The sequence below is a fragment of the Streptomyces sp. NPDC051214 genome (assembly GCF_040682375.1).
In the GTDB taxonomy this organism is placed as follows: Bacteria; Actinomycetota; Actinomycetes; order Streptomycetales; family Streptomycetaceae; genus Streptomyces.
Window position 1 is genome coordinate 426,580 of sequence record NZ_JBFBAT010000003.1, and the last position, 21,567, is coordinate 448,146.

General features: G+C 70.7%; 22 protein-coding genes. 12 read left to right on the plus strand and 10 right to left on the minus strand.

The window, feature by feature from the left end:
- Positions 1-4: 4 nt before the first annotated feature.
- The 6 genes from AB0M70_RS09845 to AB0M70_RS09870 all read right to left on the minus strand — a co-directional run bounded on the left by AB0M70_RS09845 (position 5) and on the right by AB0M70_RS09870 (position 5,383).
- Positions 5-1,063 carry an NAD(P)-binding domain-containing protein gene (locus tag AB0M70_RS09845; protein ID WP_365818781.1) on the minus strand — a complete coding sequence of 353 codons (1,059 nt, stop codon included), beginning with the start codon at positions 1,061-1,063 and terminating at the stop codon, positions 5-7.
- 132 nt (positions 1,064-1,195) lie between these two features.
- A complete protein-coding gene (locus AB0M70_RS09850; protein ID WP_365818257.1) occupies positions 1,196-2,404 on the minus strand; it encodes an LLM class flavin-dependent oxidoreductase in 1,209 nt (402 codons plus the stop codon).
- Positions 2,405-2,406: 2 nt separating this feature from the next.
- Entirely contained in the window at positions 2,407-3,450 is a 1,044-nt protein-coding gene (locus AB0M70_RS09855; RefSeq protein ID WP_365818259.1) for an ABC transporter substrate-binding protein, read from the minus strand.
- A gap of 92 nt (positions 3,451-3,542) precedes the next feature.
- Positions 3,543-4,319: an ABC transporter ATP-binding protein gene (locus AB0M70_RS09860; protein ID WP_365818261.1), complete on the minus strand. Its 777-nt coding sequence runs from the start codon at positions 4,317-4,319 to the stop codon at positions 3,543-3,545.
- Positions 4,292-5,179 (minus strand): ABC transporter permease, encoded by an 888-nt coding sequence (locus AB0M70_RS09865; RefSeq protein ID WP_365818262.1) that lies wholly within the window; start codon positions 5,177-5,179, stop codon positions 4,292-4,294. Before AB0M70_RS09865 ends, AB0M70_RS09860 begins: the two co-directional genes overlap by 28 nt.
- A 120-nt stretch (positions 5,180-5,299) precedes the next feature.
- Positions 5,300-5,383, minus strand: a complete 84-nt coding sequence (locus AB0M70_RS09870) for a putative leader peptide (RefSeq protein WP_349817350.1) — start codon at positions 5,381-5,383, stop codon at positions 5,300-5,302.
- Positions 5,384-5,484: 101 nt separating this feature from the next.
- Between AB0M70_RS09870 and AB0M70_RS09875 the strand changes: the two genes are divergently transcribed.
- The 8 genes from AB0M70_RS09875 to AB0M70_RS09910 all read left to right on the plus strand — a co-directional run bounded on the left by AB0M70_RS09875 (position 5,485) and on the right by AB0M70_RS09910 (position 12,211).
- Positions 5,485-5,907 (plus strand): secondary thiamine-phosphate synthase enzyme YjbQ, encoded by a 423-nt coding sequence (locus tag AB0M70_RS09875; RefSeq protein WP_365818264.1) that lies wholly within the window; start codon positions 5,485-5,487, stop codon positions 5,905-5,907.
- A 155-nt stretch (positions 5,908-6,062) separates the two neighbouring features.
- Complete coding sequence (locus AB0M70_RS09880) at positions 6,063-7,721, plus strand: MFS transporter (protein WP_365818266.1); 1,659 nt, start codon at positions 6,063-6,065, stop codon at positions 7,719-7,721.
- Between the two features lie 226 nt (positions 7,722-7,947).
- The gene (locus AB0M70_RS09885) at positions 7,948-8,433 is read left to right on the plus strand and encodes a MarR family transcriptional regulator (protein WP_365818268.1); all 486 of its coding nucleotides are present in this window, start codon (positions 7,948-7,950) and stop codon (positions 8,431-8,433) included.
- Between the two features lie 230 nt (positions 8,434-8,663).
- A complete protein-coding gene (locus AB0M70_RS09890) occupies positions 8,664-9,731 on the plus strand; it encodes an AvrD family protein (RefSeq protein WP_365818270.1) in 1,068 nt (355 codons plus the stop codon).
- A gap of 98 nt (positions 9,732-9,829) precedes the next feature.
- Complete coding sequence (locus AB0M70_RS09895) at positions 9,830-10,444, plus strand: hypothetical protein (RefSeq protein ID WP_365818272.1); 615 nt, start codon at positions 9,830-9,832, stop codon at positions 10,442-10,444.
- A gap of 5 nt (positions 10,445-10,449) precedes the next feature.
- Positions 10,450-10,623, plus strand: coding sequence for a hypothetical protein (locus AB0M70_RS09900; RefSeq protein ID WP_365818274.1), 174 nt, complete (start codon positions 10,450-10,452; stop codon positions 10,621-10,623).
- The gene (gene fabG, locus AB0M70_RS09905; protein ID WP_365818275.1) at positions 10,623-11,327 is read left to right on the plus strand and encodes a 3-oxoacyl-ACP reductase FabG; all 705 of its coding nucleotides are present in this window, start codon (positions 10,623-10,625) and stop codon (positions 11,325-11,327) included. Before AB0M70_RS09900 ends, fabG begins: the two co-directional genes overlap by 1 nt.
- Before the next feature lie 92 nt (positions 11,328-11,419).
- On the plus strand, positions 11,420-12,211 hold the full coding sequence (locus tag AB0M70_RS09910; protein ID WP_365818277.1) for an AAA family ATPase: 792 nt from the start codon (positions 11,420-11,422) through the stop codon (positions 12,209-12,211).
- Between the two features lie 54 nt (positions 12,212-12,265).
- Here the strand turns inward: AB0M70_RS09910 and AB0M70_RS09915 are convergent, their stop codons facing one another.
- Positions 12,266-14,701, minus strand: a complete 2,436-nt coding sequence (locus tag AB0M70_RS09915; RefSeq protein ID WP_365818279.1) for a tetratricopeptide repeat protein — start codon at positions 14,699-14,701, stop codon at positions 12,266-12,268.
- A 178-nt stretch (positions 14,702-14,879) separates the two neighbouring features.
- On the opposite strand from AB0M70_RS09915, the gene AB0M70_RS09920 reads away from it, so the two are divergent.
- The gene (locus tag AB0M70_RS09920; RefSeq protein WP_365818281.1) at positions 14,880-15,335 is read left to right on the plus strand and encodes a carboxymuconolactone decarboxylase family protein; all 456 of its coding nucleotides are present in this window, start codon (positions 14,880-14,882) and stop codon (positions 15,333-15,335) included.
- An 83-nt stretch (positions 15,336-15,418) separates the two neighbouring features.
- Positions 15,419-15,877, plus strand: a complete 459-nt coding sequence (locus AB0M70_RS09925) for a DUF1801 domain-containing protein (RefSeq protein WP_365818283.1) — start codon at positions 15,419-15,421, stop codon at positions 15,875-15,877.
- A 10-nt stretch (positions 15,878-15,887) separates the two neighbouring features.
- On the opposite strand, the gene AB0M70_RS09930 is transcribed toward AB0M70_RS09925, so the two are convergent.
- On the minus strand, positions 15,888-17,054 hold the full coding sequence (locus tag AB0M70_RS09930) for a family 2 encapsulin nanocompartment cargo protein terpene cyclase (protein WP_365818284.1): 1,167 nt from the start codon (positions 17,052-17,054) through the stop codon (positions 15,888-15,890).
- Positions 17,055-17,334: 280 nt separating this feature from the next.
- Between AB0M70_RS09930 and AB0M70_RS09935 the strand changes: the two genes are divergently transcribed.
- Together AB0M70_RS09935 and AB0M70_RS09940 are read left to right on the plus strand one after the other, a co-directional pair.
- A complete protein-coding gene (locus tag AB0M70_RS09935; RefSeq protein WP_365818286.1) occupies positions 17,335-18,762 on the plus strand; it encodes a family 2B encapsulin nanocompartment shell protein in 1,428 nt (475 codons plus the stop codon).
- 19 nt (positions 18,763-18,781) lie between these two features.
- Positions 18,782-19,642 (plus strand): geranyl diphosphate 2-C-methyltransferase, encoded by an 861-nt coding sequence (locus AB0M70_RS09940; protein WP_365818288.1) that lies wholly within the window; start codon positions 18,782-18,784, stop codon positions 19,640-19,642.
- Positions 19,643-19,670: 28 nt separating this feature from the next.
- On the opposite strand, the gene AB0M70_RS09945 is transcribed toward AB0M70_RS09940, so the two are convergent.
- The gene (locus AB0M70_RS09945) at positions 19,671-20,312 is read right to left on the minus strand and encodes an NAD(P)H-binding protein (protein ID WP_365818290.1); all 642 of its coding nucleotides are present in this window, start codon (positions 20,310-20,312) and stop codon (positions 19,671-19,673) included.
- Between the two features lie 30 nt (positions 20,313-20,342).
- On the minus strand, positions 20,343-21,557 hold the full coding sequence (locus AB0M70_RS09950; protein WP_365818292.1) for an MFS transporter: 1,215 nt from the start codon (positions 21,555-21,557) through the stop codon (positions 20,343-20,345).
- Positions 21,558-21,567 lie beyond the last annotated feature (10 nt).

Sequence of the window (21,567 nt, forward strand, 5' to 3'; positions counted from 1 at the left end):
GGTCTCACACCGTGATCGGGACGTCCTCGAGCAGTCGCTTGATGTCGCGTACCGCCGCGCGCCCCGCTCGGTTCGCGCCGATCGTGCTGGCCGAGGGGCCGTACCCCACCAGGTGGACGCGGGGGTCGACGGCGGCGCGGGTGCCCTCGATGCGGATGCCGCCGCCCGGCTCGCGCAGCCGCAGCGGAGCCAAGTGGTCGATGGCCGCCCGGAATCCGGTGGCCCAGAGAATGATGTCGGCGTCCACGCGGCGCCCGTCGTCCCACTCGACGCCGCTCGGCGTGATGCGGTCGAACATCGGCAACCGGTCGAGCACCCCGTCGGCCCTGGCCTGACGGATGGCGTCGTTCACGGGCAGCCCGGTCACGGACACCACGCTTTGCGGCGCGAGCCCCTGCCGCACCCGCTCCTCGACCATGGCGACGGCCGAACGCCCCCAGTTCTCGTCGAAGGGTCCCTCGCGGAAGACGGGCGGGCGCCGGGTGACCCAGGTGGTCTGCGTCGCGTACGGGGCGATCTCCATCAGATGCTGGGTGCCCGATGCCCCGCCGCCCACGACGATCACCCGCTGCCCCTTGAACGCCTCGGGCCCCGGGTAGACGGCCGTGTGCATCTGCCGTCCGCGGAACGTTTCCTGTCCCGGGTAGCGCGGCCAGAACGGCCGGTCCCACGTCCCCGTGGCGTTGATCAGCGCGCGCGCCGACCAGACCCCGGCCGACGTCTCGACGAGCAGCCGCCCGCCCTCGCCCTCGCGCACCTTGTGGACGTCGACGGGACGGTGCACCCGCAGGTCGAAACGCCGCTCGTACTCCTCGAAATACTCCTGGATGACCTCGGACGAGGGGCGCGCGGGGTCGGCGCCCGTCAGTTCCATGCCGGGCAGCGCGTGCATGCCGTGCACCTTGCCGTAGGTGAGCGAGGGCCAGCGGAACTGCCACGCGCCGCCGGGTCGGGGCGCGTGGTCCAGGACGACGAAGTCCCTATCCGGCACGAGGCCGGCCTTGCGCAGGTGGTGGGCGCTGGACAGGCCCGCCTGCCCGGCGCCTATGACGACGACGTCCACCTCGCGTGCCGCTTCGTCGCGTACCGCTTCATGTGCGGTCGCATCCCGCGCCGCCGCGTCCCGTACCCCGAGGTCGTTCACGCTTCTACTAACTCCATCGGGGTACGGGATCTTCCCGTGCGGGCCCGCGGGTCAGCGCCCGCCCGCCACCAAAAGCGGGGCGCCGCCCGGAGCGGAGGCCGGACGCCCGTTCGCCGCGGGCACGCCGGCGAGCCGGGATGCCGGAACCCGGGGCAGCAGACCGCGCGCCGCCAGGTCCGGGATGACGCCCTCGCCGAACCAGTACGCCTCCTCCAGATGCGGATAGCCCGAGAGCACGAAGTGCTCGACGCCCAGCGCGTGATACTCCTCGATCCGGTCGGCGACGTCCGCGTGGCTGCCCACGAGCGCGGTGCCCGCGCCGCCCCGCACGAGACCGACGCCCGCCCACAGGTTCGGCGAGATCTCCAGCTCGTCGCGGGAACCGCCGTGCAGCGCGAGCATCCGCTGCTGGCCCACCGACTCGCTGCGGCCGAGCGCCTGCTGGGCGGCGGCGATGGTGTCCGGGTCGAGGTCGTCCAGCAGCCGGTTCGCCGTGGCCCACGCCTCGGCGGCCGAGTCGCGCGAGATGGTGTGCAGCCGGATCCCGAACCGGACCGTGCGCCCCTGCTCCTCGGCGAGCCCACGAATCCAGTCGATCTTCTGCTTGACCTGCTCGGGCGGCTCGCCCCAGGTGAGGTACACATCCGTGTGCCGCGCCGCGACAGGACCGGCCGCCGCCGACGAACCACCGAAGAAGATCTCCGGCAGCGGGTCCGGCGGCAGCGCGGTGAGACCGCCCTCCACGTCGTAGTGCTCGCCGTGGAAGTCGAAGGGCTTTCCGCCCCACACGCCCCGCACGACGGACAGGAACTCGTCCGTGCGGGCATAGCGGCGATCGTGGTCGAGATGGTCGCCGAAGCGCCGCTGCTCGGTCGAGTCTCCGCCCGTGACGACGTTCAGGAGCAGCCGTCCGCGCGTGATGCGCTGATACGTGGCCGCCATCTGCGCGGCGAGCACCGGGGAGATGACGCCGGGCCGGAACGCGACCAGGAACTTGAGCCGCTCGGTGTGCTGGGCCAGGGCGACCGTCGTCAGCCAGGCGTCCTCGCACCAGGTGCCGGTCGGGGTAAGGACCGCCTCGAAGCCCAACTGCTCGGCCGCCTTGGCGATCTGGATCAGGTAGTCGATGTCGGGGGCCCGCACCCCGCTGACCGGTGTGACACGGGAGCGCTTGATGCCGCCGTCGGTGTACGCGTGCCGGTCCACGAGGGTGCGTCCGTCGCCGCCGGTGGGCAGGAACCAGTTGAGGTGGACGGTCATGGTCAGGACTCCTTGCGGTACGTGCGCGGCTTGCTGGTAGAGGGCGGCAGGTCGCCGTTGAAGCGGGTGTCGACGTAGTCGCCGAAGTCGATGCGGCGCGGAATGAGCTTCTGGTCGGCGAAGATGTCCGCGATCTCCTGCTCGGAGGCGATCACGTCCTTGTCGACGGCCACCGGGACCCGCGTGCCGTTGCTGCGCTTGACCGCGGCGAGCGCGACCTCGTAGGGCAGCCCGGTGTCCTTCGCCCAGACCTTCGCCCACGCCTCCGGGTGGTCGTAGACCCAGTCCTGGGCCTTGCGCAGCCGCTTGAGGTAGTCGTCGATCGCGGCGGACTTCTTCTTGTCCTTGAGCGCGCCCGGCGCCGCCACCTGGAAGGAGAGGCCGTTCACCAGACCGTCCCCGTCGGTCAGGACGTGCCCCTTCTTGCTCTCCAGAACCTGCGAGGTGTACGGGTCCCAGACGGCCCAGGCGTCCACCTTGCCGCTGGTGTAGGCGGCCAGCGCGTCGGCCGGCTGCAGATACTTGACCTTGACGTCCTTGATGCCGAGCCCGGCCTCCTTCAGGGACGCGATCAGCTGGTAGTGGGCCGATGAGCCCTGCGCCACGGCGACGGACTTGCCCTTGAGGTCCTCGGTCTTCTTCAGGGGGGAGCCGTCGGGCACCAGGATCGCCTCGCCCGAGGCGGTGCCGTGGTTCGCGGCCACCACGGAGATCTTCGAGTCGGCTCCGGCGGCGAAGACGGGCGGCGTGTTGCCGACGGCGCCGATGTCCACGGCCTTGGCGTTGACGGCCTCCAGGAGGGGAGGCCCGGAGGTGAAGGTGGACCAGCGGATCTTGTACTTCAGGTCGTCGAGCTCCCCGGCCGCGCGCAGCACGGCCTCCGAACCACCCTTCTGGTCACCGACGTTGAGGGTGAGCGACCCCTGGCCGTCGGTCCCGCCGCCCGCGCCCGCGGACGAGGTGCTCGCGGAGGGGGAGCCGGAGCAGGCGGCGAGCAGCAGGGCCAGGGGGAGGAGCAGGGCGGGGGCGGCGAGGTGTCGTCGCATGATGAGTCCGTTCGGTCTGGGCGGGCTGTTCGTACTGGACGTGCTGTGCGGTGTGTCCGTGCCGGTCATGAGGGAGGGGGCATGAGCTGGGTTCACGCCGCGGCGGCTTCCGCGCTGTGATCGGGAGCGTCGACGCCAAGGCGCTGCAGCAGCTCGGCACGCAGCTCGCCGAAGCGCGGATCGGATATGCCGCGCGGCCGGTCCAGGTCGATCTCGGTCTCGTACGCGATGACGCCCTCGTCCATGACGAGCACCCGGTCGGCGAGGAGCACGGCTTCCTCCACGTCGTGGGTGACCAGCAGGACGGCGCAGCCGCGCCGCTGCCACAGCTCGTCGACCAGGCGCTGGGCCTTGATGCGGGTGAGCGCGTCGAGTGCGCCGAACGGCTCGTCGAGCAGCAGCAGATCGGGCTCGCGCACCAGGGCGCGGGCCAGTGAGGCGCGCTGGGCCTCGCCGCCCGAGAGCGTCTTGGGCCAGGCGTTCGTACGGTGCTTGAGGCCGACCTCCTCCAACGCCTGCTCCGCGGCGCCGCGTCCGGGCTTGCCCGGCAGCCCGAGCAGGACGTTGCGCCACACCCGCTTCCAGGGCATGAGCCGGGGTGCCTGGAACGCGACGGCCTTGCGGCGCGGCACGAGGACCGTGCCCTCGATGTCCCGGTCGAGCCCGGCCAGGATGCGCAGCAGGGTCGACTTGCCGCAGCCGCTGCGTCCGAGCAGCGCCACGAACTCGCCCGGCCGCACGTCGAGGTCGAGGCGATCGATGACGGCACGCCCGTCGAAGGCGCGGGTCAGCCCCTCGACCCGTACGGCCGAACTGGCCGCGTGCGTGGGCGTGCTGGGGGTCACCGGCCGGTGAATGTCGGTCGCCATTGCAGCAACAGCCTTTCGAGGGTGCGGACGATGAAGTCGGCGATGAGGCCGAGGAAGGCGTAGACGATCAGGCAGACGACGATCACGTCGGTCCGCAGGAAGTCACGCGCCTGGACCATCAGGAAGCCGATCCCGGAGTCCGCGTTGATCTGCTCGGCGAAGACGAGGGCGAGCCACGCGATGCCCAGGGAGTAACGCAGCCCGGTCATCGCACCGGGCAGCGCGCCCGGCAGGATGACGTGCCGCACGAGCCCCCACCGGGAGAGACCGAGGGACTCACCGGCCTCGATGAGCTGCGAGTCGACCCCGCGGATGCCCGCGTACACGTTCAGGTAGAGCGGGAAGGAGACGCCGAGCGTGATGATGGCGATCTTGGGCGCCTCGCCGATGCCGAACCAGATGATGAACAGCGGGATGAGCCCGACGAACGGCACGGTGCGCAGCATCTGCACGCTGGCGTCCACGAGATCCTCGCCGACGCGGAACAGCCCGGAGACGAGCGCGAGCGAGGTCCCGACGACGGTGCCGAGCAGCAGTCCCACCGCGACCCGTTGCAGGGAGACCCCCATGGCGGAGGTCAGTGAGCCGTCGGCGAGGAGATCACGGGCGACGCCCGCGATGGTCCCCGGTGAGGCGAGGATGTCCTTGCTCAACGCCCCTGTGGAGCTGAGGAGTTGCCACAGGGCGAGCAGCGCGAGGGGGCCGGACGTGCGCCGCAGCCAGCGGGGGACGCGGGTGCGACGGGTGGAGGACGGGACGATGGGAACGAGATCGGGATCGGCCGGACGGGTGTCTTCGGCGCCCTTGGATATTCCCGAAATGTCGGATGGGGGATCCGGCGGGGCATGGGTGATGCTCATGGGTGCTCCAGGGCAGGAGGGAGGGATGCCCGAAAGGCCTACGCGCAGGACGGGGCGGTCAACCGCGCGAAGGCATCAGGACGGAGAAGAGCGAGAGAAAAGAAGTGAACTGAGAAGGCGTCAGCAGCCGCGACGACACGCAGCAGAAGCCACCCGCAGCAGGTCGATGTGACCGCGCGTGGTGAGCAGGGCTGAACGCAACATGCCGCAGAACGTAGCCAGGTCGTCCGCGTACGGTCAATGCCGTCTCGAAAGGCGGACGCCGCAGCTCAGCGGGCGGACGATCCCTGAGGGAGGATGGACCCATGTCCGATGCTTTCACCACACGTGTCCTGAACATCACGACCGGGTCGTCCGAGAAGGTCTTCGACCTCACCGGCGACATCGAGGGTTTCCTGAGTGAGGCGGCGGCCGGCCGCGACGGTCTGCTCAACGTCTTCGTGCCCCATGCGACTGCCGGGGTGGCGATCCTGGAGACCGGCGCGGGCAGCGACAACGACTTGCTCGCCGCGCTGCACACCCTGCTCCCCGCCGACGACCGCTGGCAGCACCGGCACGGCAGCCCCGGCCACGGCCGCGACCACGTCCTGCCCGCCCTGGTGCCGCCGCACGCGACGCTGCCGGTGGTGGGGGGCCGCCTCGAGCTGGGGACGTGGCAGTCGGTGTGCCTGGTGGACACGAACCGGGACAACCCCCGGCGTGAGGTTCGGCTTTCGTTCCTGGGGTGAGGGCGCGGGTCTCGGGCGGTTTCCGGCCGGTTTGCGGGGGATCATGGCCGAGACCCGAGCGCTCCGTTGACAGGTGTCCGGGGCCTTCGTAGCTTTTCAAATCGTTGGGAACATCGATGATTTGAGAAGTAGATCATTTAGATCTCGGGGGAATGATGTCCGGACGAACGACCTCGGTGGGCGGGCGGGGGTGGACCCTGGCCGTGGTGTGTGTGGCCACGTTCATGCTGCTGCTCGACCTGACCGTGGTGAATGTGGCGCTGCCCGACATCAGGGATGCGTTCGACGCGAGTTTCACCTCGCTCCAATGGGTGCTCGACGCGTACGCCCTCGGTCTCGCCGCCGTGCTGCTGACAGCCGGATCGCTGGCCGACCGTCTGGGGCGCAAGCGTGTCTTCAACATCGGCTTCGTGGTGTTCCTGGTGGCCTCGCTCGCCTGCGGCCTGGCGAACGACGCCGTCGTCCTGTCCGTGGCCCGGGGGGTCCAGGGGCTGGGGGGAGCGGTCCTGTTCGCCGTCGGTCCCGCGCTGATCGGCCAGGAGTACCAGGGCAAGGACCGGGGCAAGGCGTTCGGCATCTTCGGGGGCGTGGTCGGGCTGTCCATCGCCTTCGGCCCGCTCATCGGGGGCGCGCTCACCGACGGGCTGAGCTGGCGCTGGATCTTCCTGGTGAACGTGCCGGTCGGGCTGCTCGCCATGGCCGTGAGCGTGCTGCGGATGCGCGAGTCCCGAGCGGAGTCGGCCCCGGCGGTGGACTGGTGGGGGATGGTGCTGTTCACCGGCGCGCTGACCCTGCTGGTGCTCGGGCTGTTGCGAGGGGAGGCCGAGGGCTGGGGCAGCGCCCCCATCGTCGGCATGTTCGCGGCGGCTGTGCTGCTGCTCGCCATGTTCGGCGTCGTGGAGCGGCGGCGGGGCGAACGGGCCATGTTCCAGCTGTCGTTGTTCAGGAACAGGACGTTCAACGGGGTCTCGGTGGTGACGCTCCTGTGCGCCGCCGCGACCATGTCCGCGATCTTCCTCCTGGTGTCGTACGTGCAGAACGTCCTCGCGTACTCGCCGTGGGAGACGGGCCTGCGGTTCCTTCCGCTGACCGGGACGTTGTTCGTGGCGGCCGCGATCTCCGGGTCGCTGACGACCCGGGTGCCGCAGCGGCTGCTGATGGGGACCTCCCTCGCACTCATCGCGGTCGGGCTCTTCCTGGTCGCGCTCACCGGTCCGGACACCTCCTGGACCGCGCTGCTGCCGAGCATGTTCGGGATCGGCCTGGGCATGGGTCTCTTCAATCCGCCGCGTGCCTCGCTGTCCATCGCCGTCGTGGAACCGTCCAAGGCCGGCATGGCCTCGGGGATCAACGAGACGTTCCAGCAAGTGGGCGTGGCCATCGGCATCGCGGGATTCGGCGCGGCGTTCCAGGGCAGGGTGACCGACCTCTTCACGCAGTCCGATGCCGGGCGGCAACTGGGGGCGTCCGCCCACGAGTTCGGTGAGGCCGTGGCGGCGGGCGGCGGCGCGGAAGCCGTCGGCCGTGCGCCCTCGGGGGCGGCGCCCGCACTCGAAGCGGCGGCGCGCGCCGCCTTCGTGGACGGGCTGACGGATGTGATGTTGGTGTGCGCGCTCGTCGCCGCCGTCGGTGCGGTGGTGGGCTTCGCCTTCATCCGTACGCGCGATCTGCACGAGAGCGCCCGGGGCGAGACCGTGGACGTGCAGAGCAGCCGGACTGTCGTCAACGCCGGCCAGCCACAGGGGCTCTTGGAGGGGGAGAGCGCCGGAGCGCCGGCCGTGGCCCAGTCCGTACATGCCGGGGGAGACGGGTGAGCCACCGGGTCGGGGGAGATGGGTGACCCGGTCGGAGACGGCCGGGCTACCCACCCCGAACAGTCGTGGCACCCTGCGTGACACCGGCCTTGGAGGCCGGTGTCAGCGCCAGTACCCTTGACGTGATCGACGATCGGCACGGGGGATGCTCGGCATGACCGAGCGACAGCATCCCCCGGCCCGGTCCCTTCACCGAAATGACAGCAGTAAAAGGGGAGCGGCCCGGATGACTGAGGCGACGCCCACTCCGGCGCAACCCGCCGGGCTCGACTTTCCCCTCGTCCGCAGGACCGGCTATCTGCTGAACAAGGCAGGATCGATCCTGATGGAGGACGCGGAGAAGGCGCTCATGGCGCAGGGTATGCGCCTGCGCTATTTCTACGTTCTCGCGGCGCTGGAAAGCGATCTGACCCTGTCTCAGCAGGATCTGAGCAGACTCCTCCACCTCGATCCGACGACCATGGTGGCCCTGATCGACGAGATGGAGCGGGCCGGGCATGTGGAGCGGCGGCGCAATCCGTCGGACCGCAGGCGCTACATCCTGCGTCTCACCGACGACGGCCGCGCGGCGCTCGAACGCGCGGGGCGCGCCGTCGACGCCGTGGAACAGGACTTTCTCTCCGCCGTGCCCGCGCAGGACCGCGAGCGGCTGCGGACACTGCTCGGCGATCTGCTGGCCGACCGCTGGCCGCGCGTGGTCGCCTGCGAGTGATCTGCGCATGTCCGGGTGTCCGGGTGTCCGGGCGTCCTGATGGCCCACCGAATTCCGTGAATTCTGCGGTGCAACTGGAGTTAAAGACTCCCTATTTGAGGTTTACTTTGGGTCGATCTGTGGAGGCCGTCACAGATTACCTTGACTAATTGCTTTCCCTCTGATGTGCCGGATAGTGTTTTTTCTGTCCGGGTCGCATGACTCGCGACATGGGGGAAGGTAAACGGGGAATGAGCAGCAAGGAATTAGTATACGGATCTCTGGAAAGTTGCCTCGGGCCCGGCAGCTCCCGCTTTTTCGGAAGCGGATACAAGCGCGTCACCCAGGGCCTCAAGGACATCACCACCGATGGCTCCGCCGACCCGGGTGCGCTGGTCACCGCGCGCGGCACGCTCACCTATCCGCGCGACTGGTCCCGCAAATCGGGCGCCGGTGAGCTGCGACCGCATCTGAGCAGCATCGACGCGCTGGTGCTCGCCGCGAACCTGGCGGAGACGCACCTCGGCCGGGCCTTCGGGCTCGGCGCCGCCGAGCGGCGCAGGATCTGGCTGCGCAGCGCGGACGTACGGGCCGGCAGCGCGCCGCACGAGGACCTCGCGGACTTTCCCGTACGCGGCAGGCTGGTCGCCGTCGAGGGTCCGACCGGGGAAGGGGGCTCCACCGGGGAAGAGGGGCCCACCGGGGAACGCGCCACGCTGGCCAGTACGTTCGACTGCCGCGTCGGGAGCCTGAAGGTGCGTTGCACGCTCGTGCACGGGCAGGGCAGCCGGGCGGGGACCCCGGTCACGTACGACGACGAGAAGCAGGCGCTCGGGCCGGCGCGCGCACGCCACTACGGGGTGGGCTACAAGCAGCGGGCCCAGCACGCCGAGCAGGTCCGCGTCGACCTCGACCGGCAGCAGATCCAAGGGCTGCAGCGCGTCGTCGCCACGGACGAGGACGCCCACACCCGCGGGGACGCGCGCACCTGCGGGGCGGAAGCGGCTTACGGGCCGTCGGTCTCCCTGGTCGACGCGCTCGTGGGCGTGGCCCAACTGGCTCAGGTCCTGCTCTACGCACAGGACGGGCTGTCCCGCGGCAGCACCGACACGCTCTGGATGCGGCGCTTCGTCATCAGCGCGGGCACGCCGGTGCGCCCCTTGGGGCACAGCTTCACCCCGACCGTGCGCACCGCGAACTCCCGGCTGCTGTCCATGGGCGATGCCCGCTGGCGCACCGCGGAACTGGCCGTCGACGACTTCGCGGGGATCGACGGCCGCTGCTGGCTGGCGCACCGTCTGCCCGCTGTCGCCGCATAACCACGCGGGCAGGCGCAAAAAAAGAATAAGACGCGTACAAAATGCGTGAGACGCAAGAAATGCAAGAAACGCAAGAAACGCAACGGGGGATAGAGATCATGCGCTTTACGCCCACGCTCCGATTAGGAGACGTGCTCGTCGTGCTCGAAGGGCCGGCCCGCCTGCTCTGGGAAGAGCACGGCCACGGAATGGGTCCCAGGCACTGGACACCGACGGCATTGTGGCCGAACGAAAAGGAGCGTGCCGAGGTGCGCGAGCACCTGGACGGGGAACGGCCGCTGCTCGTCCTGCTGGACGAGGCCCGATGCCGCGTGCCGATGCTGCGCGAGGAGTGGCGGGCCGCGCCCCGTCAACTGCTGCGGCACCAGGCGGACATGCACGTGGACATGCAGGCGGACATCGGCTTCGAGGGGGCCGCGGACGACGAGGTCGTCGAGGTCGGTCTGCCGTTCCTCGACTGGCTGCCCGAGGTACACAGGGAACGTGCGGCGCGCTTCCTCGCGGAGAGCGACGCCGAACTGGCCCGTACACCGATGGCGTTCCTGCCGTCGCTGCTGACGGAGGAACCGCGTGACGGAACACCGCTGAGCCCGCGCTTCGCCCGGCGGCTGCTGCCCAACGCGCTGACGGCCGACCGCCTCGCGGCGGCCGTCGAGCACCTGTTCGCCGATGCGTCGCGGTACTGCGTGGCGGCGACCGGCTCGGCGAGGTGATCCCGATGACCGAGCACGCGATGGACGAGCACCTCAGCCTGGGGGAGATCGGCCTCCTGATCGTCACGACAGCCGCCCGGAACCTGGCACTCACCGGCCGACGTACGGCGGAACTCCGCCGTACGTCGGGTCAGCGGGCCCGTCAGGCGCACGACGCCACCACCCCGGGGAGCCACTGATGGGACGCTCGGTCATGGTCACCGGCGGAAACCGCGGCATCGGACTCGCCGTGGCCACCGCCCTGGCGGCCGACGGTGACCGGGTCGCCGTCACCCACCGGGACACCGCACCGCCCGACGGGCTGTTCGGTGTCCGCGCGGAGATGACGGACGCCCAGAGCATCGACGCCGCCTTCACGGAGGCGGAGGCCGCACACGGGCCGGTCGAAGTGCTCGTCGTCAACGCGGGCATCACCCGGGACGCCCTGATCCTGCGCATGGACGAGCAGGACTTCACGGATGTCGTCGACGTCAATCTGCACGGCGCCTTCCGTACCGTACGGCGTGCCGTGCGCGGCATGGTCCGGGCGCGCTGGGGCCGGATCGTGCTGATCTCCTCCATGACGTTCGCGTACGGAGCGCCCGGCCAGGTCAACTACGCGGCGGCCAAGGCGGGAATGCTCGGCATGGCCCGCTCCCTGGCCTGGGAGCTCGGCCCGCGGAACATCACCGTCAATGTCGTCGCGCCAGGTCTGATCGACACGGACATGAGCCGCGAGATCACCGACGACCGCCGCGGACACCTGCTGTCCATCACTCCGCTCGGCCGCGTCGGGGAGGCGGCCGACGTCGCCGCCGCCGTGCGCTACCTCACCGGCCCATCGGGCCGCTTCGTCACCGGAGCGGTCCTGCCGGTCAGCGGAGGCCTGGGCCTGGGCGGCTGAGCACAGCCGACGACATCACTCACACCCGGCTGCGGCCGGGCCACCCACACCCGGCTGCGGCCGGGTCCCTCACCACGGGAAGAGAACACACCATGGGGAACACAAGCACCCCCACACCACACACCGGTCTGCACCTGGCGATCTCCGGGACGTACTCCAGCGGCAAGAGCACCACGACCGAGACGCTGTCGATGGCCACGGGCATCCCGCGCACCCACGCGATGACGTCGCGGGAGATCCTCGTGGACCTCGTTCCGGGCAAGCAGGTCCAGGAGCTCAGCGCGATGGAGCTGACGATGCTGGGGTTACGCCGGCTCGAGGAGCGGATCCACCACGAGGCCGGCGAGGGGCCGTTCATCTCGGACGGCTCCGTGATCCACGAGTGGATCTACGGCGAGGCCCGCATGCGGGTCGGCATCAACCCCGGGGCCAACCTGTTCCTGCGGGCGGTGAAGAACATGGCCGGACTCCCGGTCAAGCGGTTCTACCGCCAGTACATGGACGCCTACGGCGCGGTCGCCAAGGCCCGTGCCCAGCGGATCTACGACGCCTATGTGCACCTGCCGGTCGAGTTCGAGATGAAGGCGGACGGCCACCGGCCGGTCTCCGAGAAGTTCCGGCAGATGTCCGACGACCTGCTGATCGAGACCCTGGAGGAGCTGGAGATCCCGTACCACGTGGTGGGCGGCAGTGTCCGCGAGCGCGTGGAGCGGATCGTCGAGATCTTCGAACTGCCCCTGGTCATGCCCCTCGACGAGGCGATCGAACGGGCCGGGGCGAAGGTGCGCCGAGCCACCGAGATCCTCGAACAGGACGCCCGCTTCCACGAGGCCCAGCGAACCAAGTCCCTGCGCCGCCGCGCCGCTTACGCGGTGCGCTTTTGACCGCACCTTCCGGTGGGCGACTCCGCGCGCCCACCGGAAGGCGGTCCGGCCACTTCACGCGGTGAGCTCCTGCAGAACGGCCTGGCCTGCCGCGCGGTGTTCGGCCGCTGTGGTGGGGTCCGTGGTGTCGAGGATGGTCGCGATGCCCTCGTGTGCCAGTGCTTCCTGGTTGCGGTAGCCCAGGCGTGGGGCGAGTTCGAGAGCCTGGCGGTGCAGGCGCAGGGCCTCTTCGGGCAGGCCCGCCAGGCGGCAGGTCTCTGCGTAGCCGTTGAGGAAATGGATCTTCCAGTGTTCCTCGAAGAGCTCGTCGAGCAGTGCGAACGCCCTTCGGTGACTGGCCAGTGCCTCGTCGTGGCGGCCCATGCGCCGCAGCGCGACACCCAGGCAGTTGAGGCACCACGCCTCGTTGTGCAGGTGCCCGTCCTCGCGGGCCAGCGCCAGCGCCTGATGCAGGTGCTCCGCCGCCTCGTCGGGCTCCTCGTCGGCGATGGCCACGCCGAGGGTGATCCGGGCCGTCAGCGCGGGCGGCGACGCGGGGTCCGCACGGGGTAGGCCCAAGACCTCCCGGGCCCGCTGCGCCGCCTCCTCCCGGTGTCCCAGCTGCAGCATCGCCCAGGCCTCGGCCGCGGCCGCCGCGGCCCTGCCCGTCGGGCAGTCGGCCTGCTCGTACAACTTCCCGGCCAGCCGGAAGAGTTCGAGCGGCTCCTCGACGAACCCCTCGTCCCACTTCAGATAGCCGCGCCGCAGGGTCAGCTCGGCCTGCGACCCCGGGCTCCCCGCCCGGGAGGCGGCCTTGTACGACGCGGCGGCCTCCGCCATACGGCCCGCGTTGTAGCGGGCGAAGCCCAGGTCGCTGTGCGCGTCGGCCAGTTGAAGCGGGTCGCCGAGGCGCTCGGCGGCGGCCAGCGCCCGCTCGAAGAGAACATTGAGATGCGTCGTGCCGCACCGCCGGGCGAAGTACGCCCGCAGGAAACGCGGCAGCTCGCACACGTGCGCGTCGGCCCCGACGGCGGCCGCCGTCTCGAAGGCGGCCACCAGGTTCTCGTACTCCGCGACGAGCCAGGCGAACGCGGCGTGCTTGTCGGGGAAGCGGTGCAGGGCGGCGGGCGCCGGGCCCGCCGAGGGCGCTCGGCCGGGGGACAGGAACGGCATCGCGGCGTCGGCGGCCGCCGCGGCGTGCACGTAGTAGTCGAGGAAGCGGCCGAGGGCCCGCTGCCGTTCGGCCGGTGAGTCCTGCTCCTCGCCAGCCCGGCGCGCGTGCTGGTGCACCAGGTCGTGCAGGCGGTAGCGGCCCGCCGTCGACTCCTGTACGAGGTGCGCGTCGACCAGGTCCTCCAGCATCGCCCGCGCGCTGTGCAGCGGCACGTCCGCCAGGGACGCCGCCAGATACTCGTCGAAGGAACCTCCCGGCAGCAGGCCCAGCAGCCGGAACAGGCGGGCCTGCGCGCGGTCCAACTGCCGTACGGACATGGCGAAGGCGGTGTCGAACTCGTTCGCTCCCTCGGCCATCCGCTCGACCAGGATGCCCGCGGTCCAGCCGGGCCGGTGCCGCAGCCGGGCCGCGGCCAGGCGCAGCGCCAGCGGCAGGTGGCCGCACAGCCGCAGCACCTCGGCGGCAGACTCCGGGTCGCGGGCGAGCCGGCCCTCGGGACCGCTCGGGTCGCCGCTGGCACGGGCCAGGAGCTCCGCGCTCTCCTGCGGGCTCAGCACGTCGAGCGAGACCGGCGGCACCTCGTCCAGGCCGAGGAGCCGGTTGCGGCTGGTGATCAGGGCCACGGACGGACCGGCGCCCGGCAGCAGAGGGCGGACCTGATCGGCGTCGGCGGCGTTGTCGATCACCACAACGACCCGTCGGTCGGCCAACTCGGCGCGCCAGCAGGCGGCCAGTTGCTCGACGCCCTCGCGGGGCACCTTCTCGGAGGGGACATCGAGCGCGCCGAGCAGCATCCGCAGCGCGGAGTCGGGGTCGAGCGGCTCGCGGCCCTCGGTGAACCCGTGCAGATCCACATAGAGCTGCGCGTCCGGGTAGTCGGCGGCCAGCCGGTGCGCGGCATGTATCGCCAGACAGGTCTTGCCCACGCCCGCCATGCCGTCGACGGCGACCACGCGGTGGCTGCTCACCGCGTCGAGCACGGCAGCGAGTTGCGCCTGGCGGCCGGTGAAGTCGGGTACGTCGCGCGGCAGGTCGTTGCGGGGCCTCGGCCTGCCCTGGCGGCTGGACTTCGGCGGCGCGGGGAGGGGAGTCGAGGAGCGTTCCCACAGGGGGCGCAGGGGGCGGGGGTCGCGCTTGACGAGACGGCAGAGCGCGACCACCGCGGGCCATGGCGGCAGGGTCTGGCCGCTGAGGTAGCGGGACAGTGACGAGGAGCTGAGGCCCGCGTCGCGCGCGAGGGCCCGTACGCCGAGTCCGGACAGTTCCTGGATCAGGCGTAGTCGCGCCGCCAGTTCGTGCTGCGGATCCGCCTTCGCCGTGCGTTGCGGCTCATCCACCAGATACCCCCCAGTGTCCCGTGTCGCCAGAAACCTACCGGGCCACGTCGTCGCTGCTCAAGGGTGTTTCAGCTGTCCCACGGTGTCCCACGGGCGTGGTCGTGGCGAGCGGTTCCCGCTGATATGGAGTCACGCCCCGAGGGAACGGGGGCCGAACCGGAAGAAGGAGAACACCGAGATGCAGTCCCGTATGCAGAACCCCGCCGTCGTCCTGTCCGACGCCATGCCGGCCATCCAGACGCTCTTCAAGGCCGTGCACTCCGGAGGGGTGGAGGCGCAGACCCTGGAGCTGGTGCACCTGCGGGTCAGCCAGATCAACGGCTGCAGCGCCTGCGTCGACGGCGGCGCCAAGTCGGCCCGCAAGGCGGGCGTCAGCGACGAGCGGCTCGCCGCGGTCGCCGCCTGGCGCGAGGCCCCGTACTTCACCGAGGCGGAGCGGGCCGCGCTGGAGCTGGCCGAGGCCGCGACGCGCCTCGCCGACCGCGCGGACGCGGTGAGCGACGAGGTGTGGGACGCCGCCGCCACCCACTTCGACGAGAAGCAGCTGGCCGCGCTCGTCCTCATGACCGGTGTCACCAACCTGTTCAACCGGCTCAACGCCACGACCCGCCAGATCGCCGGCGCCTGGGGCTGACCCGCCGCCGGGGGAAGCCGCCACGGCGGCTTCCCCCGGGCACCACCGCTTCCCTCTCACCTACGTACGTAAGGACACCTGCCATGACTGCCACCACTGCTTCCGCTGCGAAGTTCGACGGATTCACCGACGAGGAACGCGGCGCGATGAAGGCCCGCGCCCAGGAGCTCAAGGCCACCTCGCGCCGCGGGTCGCGCGCCGACAAGGCGGCGGAGGAAGAGGCCGCCGTGGTCGCGAAGATCGCCGAGATGCAGGAATCGGACCGCGTCATGGCCGAGCGGATCCACGCCGTGATCAAGGAGAACGTGCCGGAGCTGGCGCCGAAGCTCTGGTACGGGATGCCCTCCTACGCCAAGGACGGCAAGGTCGTCTGCTTCTTCCAGAGCGCACAGAAGTTCAGCGCGAGGTACGCGACGTTCGGCTTCAGCGACAAGGCGGACCTCGACGACGGCGCCATGTGGCCGGCCTCGTACGCCCTGAAGGAGCTGACCGCCGAGGGTGAGGCGAGGATCGCGGAGCTGGTGCGGGACGCGGTGAGCTGATCCGATGACGTCAGGGCGACGTCGCGTACCGCGTGCCGACGTTCCCCGCATGCCATTCGTGACTGCCGCCGACCCAGTTCGTCAGACCCGTCATGAAGCGGGCGACGAGCGGATCGGTCGCGGAGAGCACGGCGGCCTGTTCCTCGAAGAGGTGGACGAGTTCGTTGTGCACCTCGATCGCCTTCTGGAAGGCGTCCTCGATGGAGCACTTCTCCTCGGCGGCGATCACGGTCGGCAGGCTGTAGTGGAAGCGTTCGCTCTGCTGCTCCTTGCGCAGCGAGTAGAGGTCGTTGCAGAGGGTCGCGCCGTTCGAGGACAAGGCAACAGCGCGCTGTACGGCGGGCTCGGCGAAGAGGTGTGCGGGCAGCTCGTATCCGCCGACGGCGTCGGTGATGGTCAGGCACGGGCGGAAGTTGTTGAACTGCCGCTGCACCAGGTACTCCCACACCGCCGGTGTGCGGCGCTGGGTGATGCAGTCGCCTTCCGCGTTGTAGCCGAGGTAGAGGCCGGCGATGTCGTGCCGGTAGCGGTGTGCCTGCGCCGGGGTGGCCAGGGCCCGGAAGTGGTCCATGGCCGAGCGCATCGCGCGCAGGGCGGGGTGGGATTCCACCCCGGACCGCCAATCGGCCTCGTAGCGGGGGGTGTTGTGAGCCGGGTCTATCGCGGACTGGGCGATCGCGAGTGCCGCGCCGCGCCGGTCCGCGTGGCCGCCGTACTCCGCTTCGCAGAAGTAGTCGTCCACGGCGTTCTCGCCGACCAGCAGGCGTGCCGCGGCCATGAGGTGGTCGATGTCCGGTGCGTCCGGGTGGCACAGGACCACCGACCGCCCCGGGTCGAAGCCGACGAGCGCCTCCCGGTGCTCGGTGCCCGGGTAGAGGCCCACCTCCTGCTCGGCCCACTCGACGAGCCGGTGGTTGATCTCGTCGGCGAGCGCGCGGTCGTCCCGTACGGCGGGCGGGCAGTAGAGGCCTTCGATCCGTCGAGAGGAGGGCTCGGAGCCAGGGTGGGTCTCCGCGGGCGACTCTGCTTCCGCTTCCGCTTCCGTGACGGGGGCGAGGCGCAGGGAGTCGGTCCCGATACCGGACGGGCCCGAGAGGATGCGTGCCAGCAGCCGGGGCGAGGGACGAGGGTCCGCAGGCCCGTCGGTCGTATGCGTTCCGGGAATGGGCGCCTTCATCCGCAACTCCGTCCACGGGAGGCTTCTCGCTCTTCGACGCAGGGATAGCACGGCCCTTGAGGTGCAACAAGGCGGTCCGCTCGATTTCCGGCCGTCCTCGGACGCGGAGGCTGCCGCTCCCACAGCGGGTCACGGGTTGTTCGTGCAGGCTATCCGGGATGCGGGGAATGTGGCGCAAACGCATGGTGTGGGCCTGAGGTCGCTCTCGACCGGCATCCTGGCGCGCTGCTTCACTTGCCGCGCAGCTCCTAGCAACGCACTGCCGTGGGAGGGGACCAGGATGGCGACCGCAGCGTCGGGCGAGCAGTCGGAGCAACCTGAACAGAGCGCCGGGCAGGCGCAGTTGAGCCTGGGCATCGCGGCCGCACGCAATCTGGCGACCACCACCAAGACCGTTCCGCAGATGCAGAACATCAGCTCCCGCTGGCTGCTGCGGACGCTGCCCTGGGTGGAGGTGGGCGGCGGCACATACCGGGTGAACCGGCGCCTGGTGTACGCGGTCGGCGACGGCAGGGTGACCTTCGTCCAGGAGGGCGCCGAGGTCCGCGTCGTCCCCGCGGAACTGGGCGAGCTCTCGCTGTTGCGCGGATACGACGACCCCGAGGTGCTGCGGGCGCTGGCCGAGCGGTTCCAGCAGCGGGAGCTGGCGCCGGGAGAGGTGCTCGCCCAGGAGGGGCGGCCGGCCGACCACGTCTACCTGATCGCACACGGCAAGGTGGAGAAGACCGGGACCGGCAAGTACGGCGAGGAGACCCGGCTCGGGATGCTCGCCGACGGCGCGTTCTTCGGCGGGCAGGTGGTCGCGGACGAGCCCGGCGACTGGGAGTTCACGACGCGTGCGGTGACCGCGTGCACCGTCCTTGTGCTGCCCCGGCAGGCGTACGAGGAGGTCGCGGGGCAGAGCGAAGGGCTGCGGACCCACGTGCGGCGGCGTCAGGCCGAGGGGGAGCGGCCGCGCAACAAGCGCGGCGAGGCCGACATCGCGCTCGCTGCCGGGCATGTGGGCGAGCCCGCGTTGCCGGGGACCTTCGTGGACTACGAACTCGCGCCCCGTGAATACGAGTTGAGCGTGGCCCAGACGGTCCTGAAGATCCACACCCGGGTCGCCGACCTCTACAACGACCCCATGAACCAGGTCGAACAGCAGCTGCGGCTGACCATCGAGGCGCTGCGCGAGCGCCAGGAGTACGAGCTCGTCAACAACCGGGAGTTCGGGCTGCTGCACAACGCCGACTACGGCCAGCGCATCTCCACCCACTCCGGGCCGCCCACGCCGGACGACTTCGACGAGCTGCTGAGCATGCGGCGCCAGACCAGGGCGTTCTTCGCGCACCCGCGCGCCGTCGCCGCCTTCGGCCGTGAGTGCAACAGGCGGGGCATCTACTTCGGCGACACCGAGGTCGGCGGCCACCGGCTGCCCGCATGGCGCGGGGTGCCGATCTACCCCTTGGGGAAGCTGGAGGTCTCCGCCGAGGGCGCCACCTCCGTCCTGGCCCTGCGGATGGGCGAGGAGGCGGAGGGGGTGGTCGGCCTGCGCCAGACGGGGATACCCGACGAGTACGAGCCGGGTCTGAACGTGCGGTTCATGGGCATCAACGACCAGGCCGTCATCTCCTACCTGGTCAGTGCCTACTACTCGGCGGCCGTACTCGTCCCCGACGCGGTCGGAGTCCTGGAGAACGTCGAGGTCGCCCGGACGCCCGCCTGACACCGAAGGAGCTCTCACGATGACGGTGACTCCGGATGCCTCTGCCCGCGTGGTGCGCACGGCCTACCAGCGGGCGGTCGCGGACTACTGGAACAACGAGCAGGACCCGGTCAACCTCCGCCTCGGCGATGTCGACGGCCTCTACCATCACCACTACGGGATCGGCGACTGGGATCCGTCGGTCCTCGACGGTCCCGAGGAGACCCGGGACGAGCGTGTCATCGAGGAGATGCACCGTCTGGAGTCGGCGCAGGCGGACGTCCTCCTCGACCACTTGGGGGCCATCGAGCCCGGCCATCGTCTGCTCGACTCCGGCTGCGGCCGGGGCGGCACCAGCATCATGGCCCATCAGCGGTTCCGTTGCCGGGTCGACGGTGTCTCCATCTCCGAGGCACAGGTCGCCTTCGCCAACGACCAGGCCCGTAAGCGGGGTGTGGCCGCCAAGGTGGGCTACCACTTCCGCAACATGCTGAACACGGGCCTCGCGTCCCACTCCTTCCAAGGGATCTGGAACAACGAGTCCACCATGTACGTGGACCTGTTCCCGCTGTTCGCCGAGTACTCCCGGCTGCTGGTCCACGGCGGGCGCTACGTCTGCATCACCGGCTGCTACAACGACGTGACCGGGGGCCGCTCCAAGGCGGTCAGCCGCATCGACGAGCACTACACCTGCAACATCCACTCCCGCGGCGCGTACTTCAAGGCACTGGCGGCCAACGGGCTGGTCCCCATCAACGTCGTCGACCTCACCGCCGCGACCATCCCCTACTGGGAGCTGCGGGCCAAGTCCTCGCTGGCCACCGGCATCGAGGAATCCTTCCTGACCGCGTACCGAGAAGGCAGCTTCCACTACCTCCTCATCGCCGCCGACCGCATCTGACCTGCCCCGCGTTCGCCCTGCTCGGGACTCAGTAGCCCGCAGTGAACCGGGCCCGGTGGTGCTTCGGGCGTTCGGCCTCGTCGAGGAGGGCCACCGCGAGGTCCTCCATCGAGAGTGCGGAGACGCCGTGGGCGTCGACGATCAGTTCGTCGGCGCCCAGGCGGAAGCGGCCGGTGCGCTCGCCCGGTTCGAGGAGGGACGGCGGACTGAGGTAGGCCCAGTCGACGTCATGGGCGGTGGTGCGGCACGCGTCGAGTTGTTCGTTGCAGGCCAGGGCGATGGGGCGCAGGGACGGCGGGAAATCGGGGGCGTTCACCACCAGGGTGCCGTCGGTGCCGGGGAGGGTGAGACCGGCGGCGCCGCCGACGAGCAGGAGTCGTACGCCGGTGGCGTGCAGTCCGGTGAGCAACGCTCGCGTGACGGCGGCCAGTTCGGGCTCGCGACCGGAGGCGGGGCGGGTCGCGGTGATCACCAGGTCCTGTCCTGTGGCGAGCGTCGCGACGGTGTGGGGGTCGGCGGCGTCGCCGGTGCGGATCCTGGCGGCGGTGGGCAGTCCGGATGCCTTGGCCGCGTCACGGACCACGGCGGTGACCTCGTGCCCGCGGGCCACGGCCTCGGTGACGACACGGCGGCCGACGTTGCCCGCGGCTCCGAAGACGGTGATGTGCATGGGTACTCCTCAATTACGTGGATACGAAGGTCACTTGGAGGGCCGGTAGCGGTCCCAGGCCCACACGGTCACGGCGCCTACGGCCAGGGTCGCTCCCAGTGCGCAGGCCCCGGACCAGCCCGCGGCCGCCCAGACGACGGAGGCGAGCGCGGAGCCGGCGGCGCCGCCGAGGAAGAGGCTCGTGGCGAACGCCGAGTTGATGCGGTTGCGTGCCTCGGCGTCGAGCGCGAACAGGATGGTCTGGCTGCTGTTGAGGACCGCCTGCTGGCCGATGTTCAGGGCGACCACACCGACCGCGAGCCAGACCAGCGACCGCTCTCCCGCCAGCAGGGTCAGCCAGCCGGTGAGCAGCAGGGCCGTCGCGACACCGGCCACGTGCTGGGCGTGGCCGCTGTCGCTCAGGCGCGCCGCGAACGTCATCGACAGGATGCCCACCGCGCCGACCAGGCCGAAGAGACCGATCGCGGGGGCCGCCCAGTGGAAGGGTTCACCGGCCAACAGGAAGGTGAGCGCGGTGAGCTGGACGCTGTAGGAGGCGAAGGACAGTGCGCCGAGGAGGGCGCGCCGGCGCAACACGCTCTCCTGGCGCATCAGGGAGAGCGTGGAGCGGAGCAGGGCCGGGTAGCGCAGGTCGGCGGTGACCGCGAGGTACGGCAGCCGGTGGTGGAGGACGACGGCGGCGCCCGTCATGAGGGCGGCGAGCACCCAGTACACGGTGCGCCAGCCGCCCAGTTCGGACAGCCCGCCCGCGACGGTGCGGGCGAGCAGGCCGCCGAGCAGCACGCCCGACATCACGGTGGCGACGGCGCGGCCCCGGGTCGCTGCGGTGGCGAGAGCGGCGGCATGGGCGACGACCACCTGGGCGCCGACGGAGGCGAGGGCGGCGAGGACGGTGCCCGCGAGGAGGACCGGGCCGCTGGGAGCCAGGGCCGAGACGCCGAGGAAGAGGGCGGTGGCCACGAACAGGGTCACCGCGAGGCGGCGCCGGTCGATGACGTCACCGAGCGGGACGAGCAGCAGAAGACCGAGTGCGTACCCGGCCTGGGACGCGGTGACGACGAGCCCCGCGAGCACGCTGCCGAGGTGGAGGTCGCGGGAGATGAGGTCGAGCAGCGGCTGGGCGATGTAGTTGCCCGCCGCGGACAGGCCGGTGGCGACGGCCATGAGGAGCAGCAGGCCGCGGCCCGGGGTCTCGCGCTCGTCCGGATCCCTCGCGCGATGGTGGTCAAGTCCCGTCTGTGTCATGGCAGTCAGC

What these genes read in the sequence shown, in the direction of transcription:
- AB0M70_RS09850 (WP_365818257.1), bottom strand. Translation starts at nt 2,404, where the DNA reads ATGACCGTCCACCTCAACTGGTTCCTGCCCACCGGCGGCGACGGACGC.
- AB0M70_RS09855 (WP_365818259.1), bottom strand. Translation starts at nt 3,450, where the DNA reads ATGCGACGACACCTCGCCGCCCCCGCCCTGCTCCTCCCCCTGGCCCTG.
- AB0M70_RS09860 (WP_365818261.1), bottom strand. Translation starts at nt 4,319, where the DNA reads ATGGCGACCGACATTCACCGGCCGGTGACCCCCAGCACGCCCACGCAC.
- AB0M70_RS09865 (WP_365818262.1), bottom strand. Translation starts at nt 5,179, where the DNA reads ATGAGCATCACCCATGCCCCGCCGGATCCCCCATCCGACATTTCGGGA.
- AB0M70_RS09870 (WP_349817350.1), bottom strand. Translation starts at nt 5,383, where the DNA reads ATGTTGCGTTCAGCCCTGCTCACCACGCGCGGTCACATCGACCTGCTG.
- AB0M70_RS09875 (WP_365818264.1), top strand. Translation starts at nt 5,485, where the DNA reads ATGTCCGATGCTTTCACCACACGTGTCCTGAACATCACGACCGGGTCG.
- AB0M70_RS09880 (WP_365818266.1), top strand. Translation starts at nt 6,063, where the DNA reads ATGTCCGGACGAACGACCTCGGTGGGCGGGCGGGGGTGGACCCTGGCC.
- AB0M70_RS09885 (WP_365818268.1), top strand. Translation starts at nt 7,948, where the DNA reads ATGACTGAGGCGACGCCCACTCCGGCGCAACCCGCCGGGCTCGACTTT.
- AB0M70_RS09890 (WP_365818270.1), top strand. Translation starts at nt 8,664, where the DNA reads ATGAGCAGCAAGGAATTAGTATACGGATCTCTGGAAAGTTGCCTCGGG.
- AB0M70_RS09895 (WP_365818272.1), top strand. Translation starts at nt 9,830, where the DNA reads ATGCGCTTTACGCCCACGCTCCGATTAGGAGACGTGCTCGTCGTGCTC.
- AB0M70_RS09900 (WP_365818274.1), top strand. Translation starts at nt 10,450, where the DNA reads ATGACCGAGCACGCGATGGACGAGCACCTCAGCCTGGGGGAGATCGGC.
- fabG (WP_365818275.1), top strand. Translation starts at nt 10,623, where the DNA reads ATGGGACGCTCGGTCATGGTCACCGGCGGAAACCGCGGCATCGGACTC.
- AB0M70_RS09910 (WP_365818277.1), top strand. Translation starts at nt 11,420, where the DNA reads ATGGGGAACACAAGCACCCCCACACCACACACCGGTCTGCACCTGGCG.
- AB0M70_RS09920 (WP_365818281.1), top strand. Translation starts at nt 14,880, where the DNA reads ATGCAGTCCCGTATGCAGAACCCCGCCGTCGTCCTGTCCGACGCCATG.
- AB0M70_RS09925 (WP_365818283.1), top strand. Translation starts at nt 15,419, where the DNA reads ATGACTGCCACCACTGCTTCCGCTGCGAAGTTCGACGGATTCACCGAC.
- AB0M70_RS09930 (WP_365818284.1), bottom strand. Translation starts at nt 17,054, where the DNA reads ATGAAGGCGCCCATTCCCGGAACGCATACGACCGACGGGCCTGCGGAC.
- AB0M70_RS09935 (WP_365818286.1), top strand. Translation starts at nt 17,335, where the DNA reads ATGGCGACCGCAGCGTCGGGCGAGCAGTCGGAGCAACCTGAACAGAGC.
- AB0M70_RS09940 (WP_365818288.1), top strand. Translation starts at nt 18,782, where the DNA reads ATGACGGTGACTCCGGATGCCTCTGCCCGCGTGGTGCGCACGGCCTAC.
- AB0M70_RS09945 (WP_365818290.1), bottom strand. Translation starts at nt 20,312, where the DNA reads ATGCACATCACCGTCTTCGGAGCCGCGGGCAACGTCGGCCGCCGTGTC.
- AB0M70_RS09950 (WP_365818292.1), bottom strand. Translation starts at nt 21,557, where the DNA reads ATGACACAGACGGGACTTGACCACCATCGCGCGAGGGATCCGGACGAG.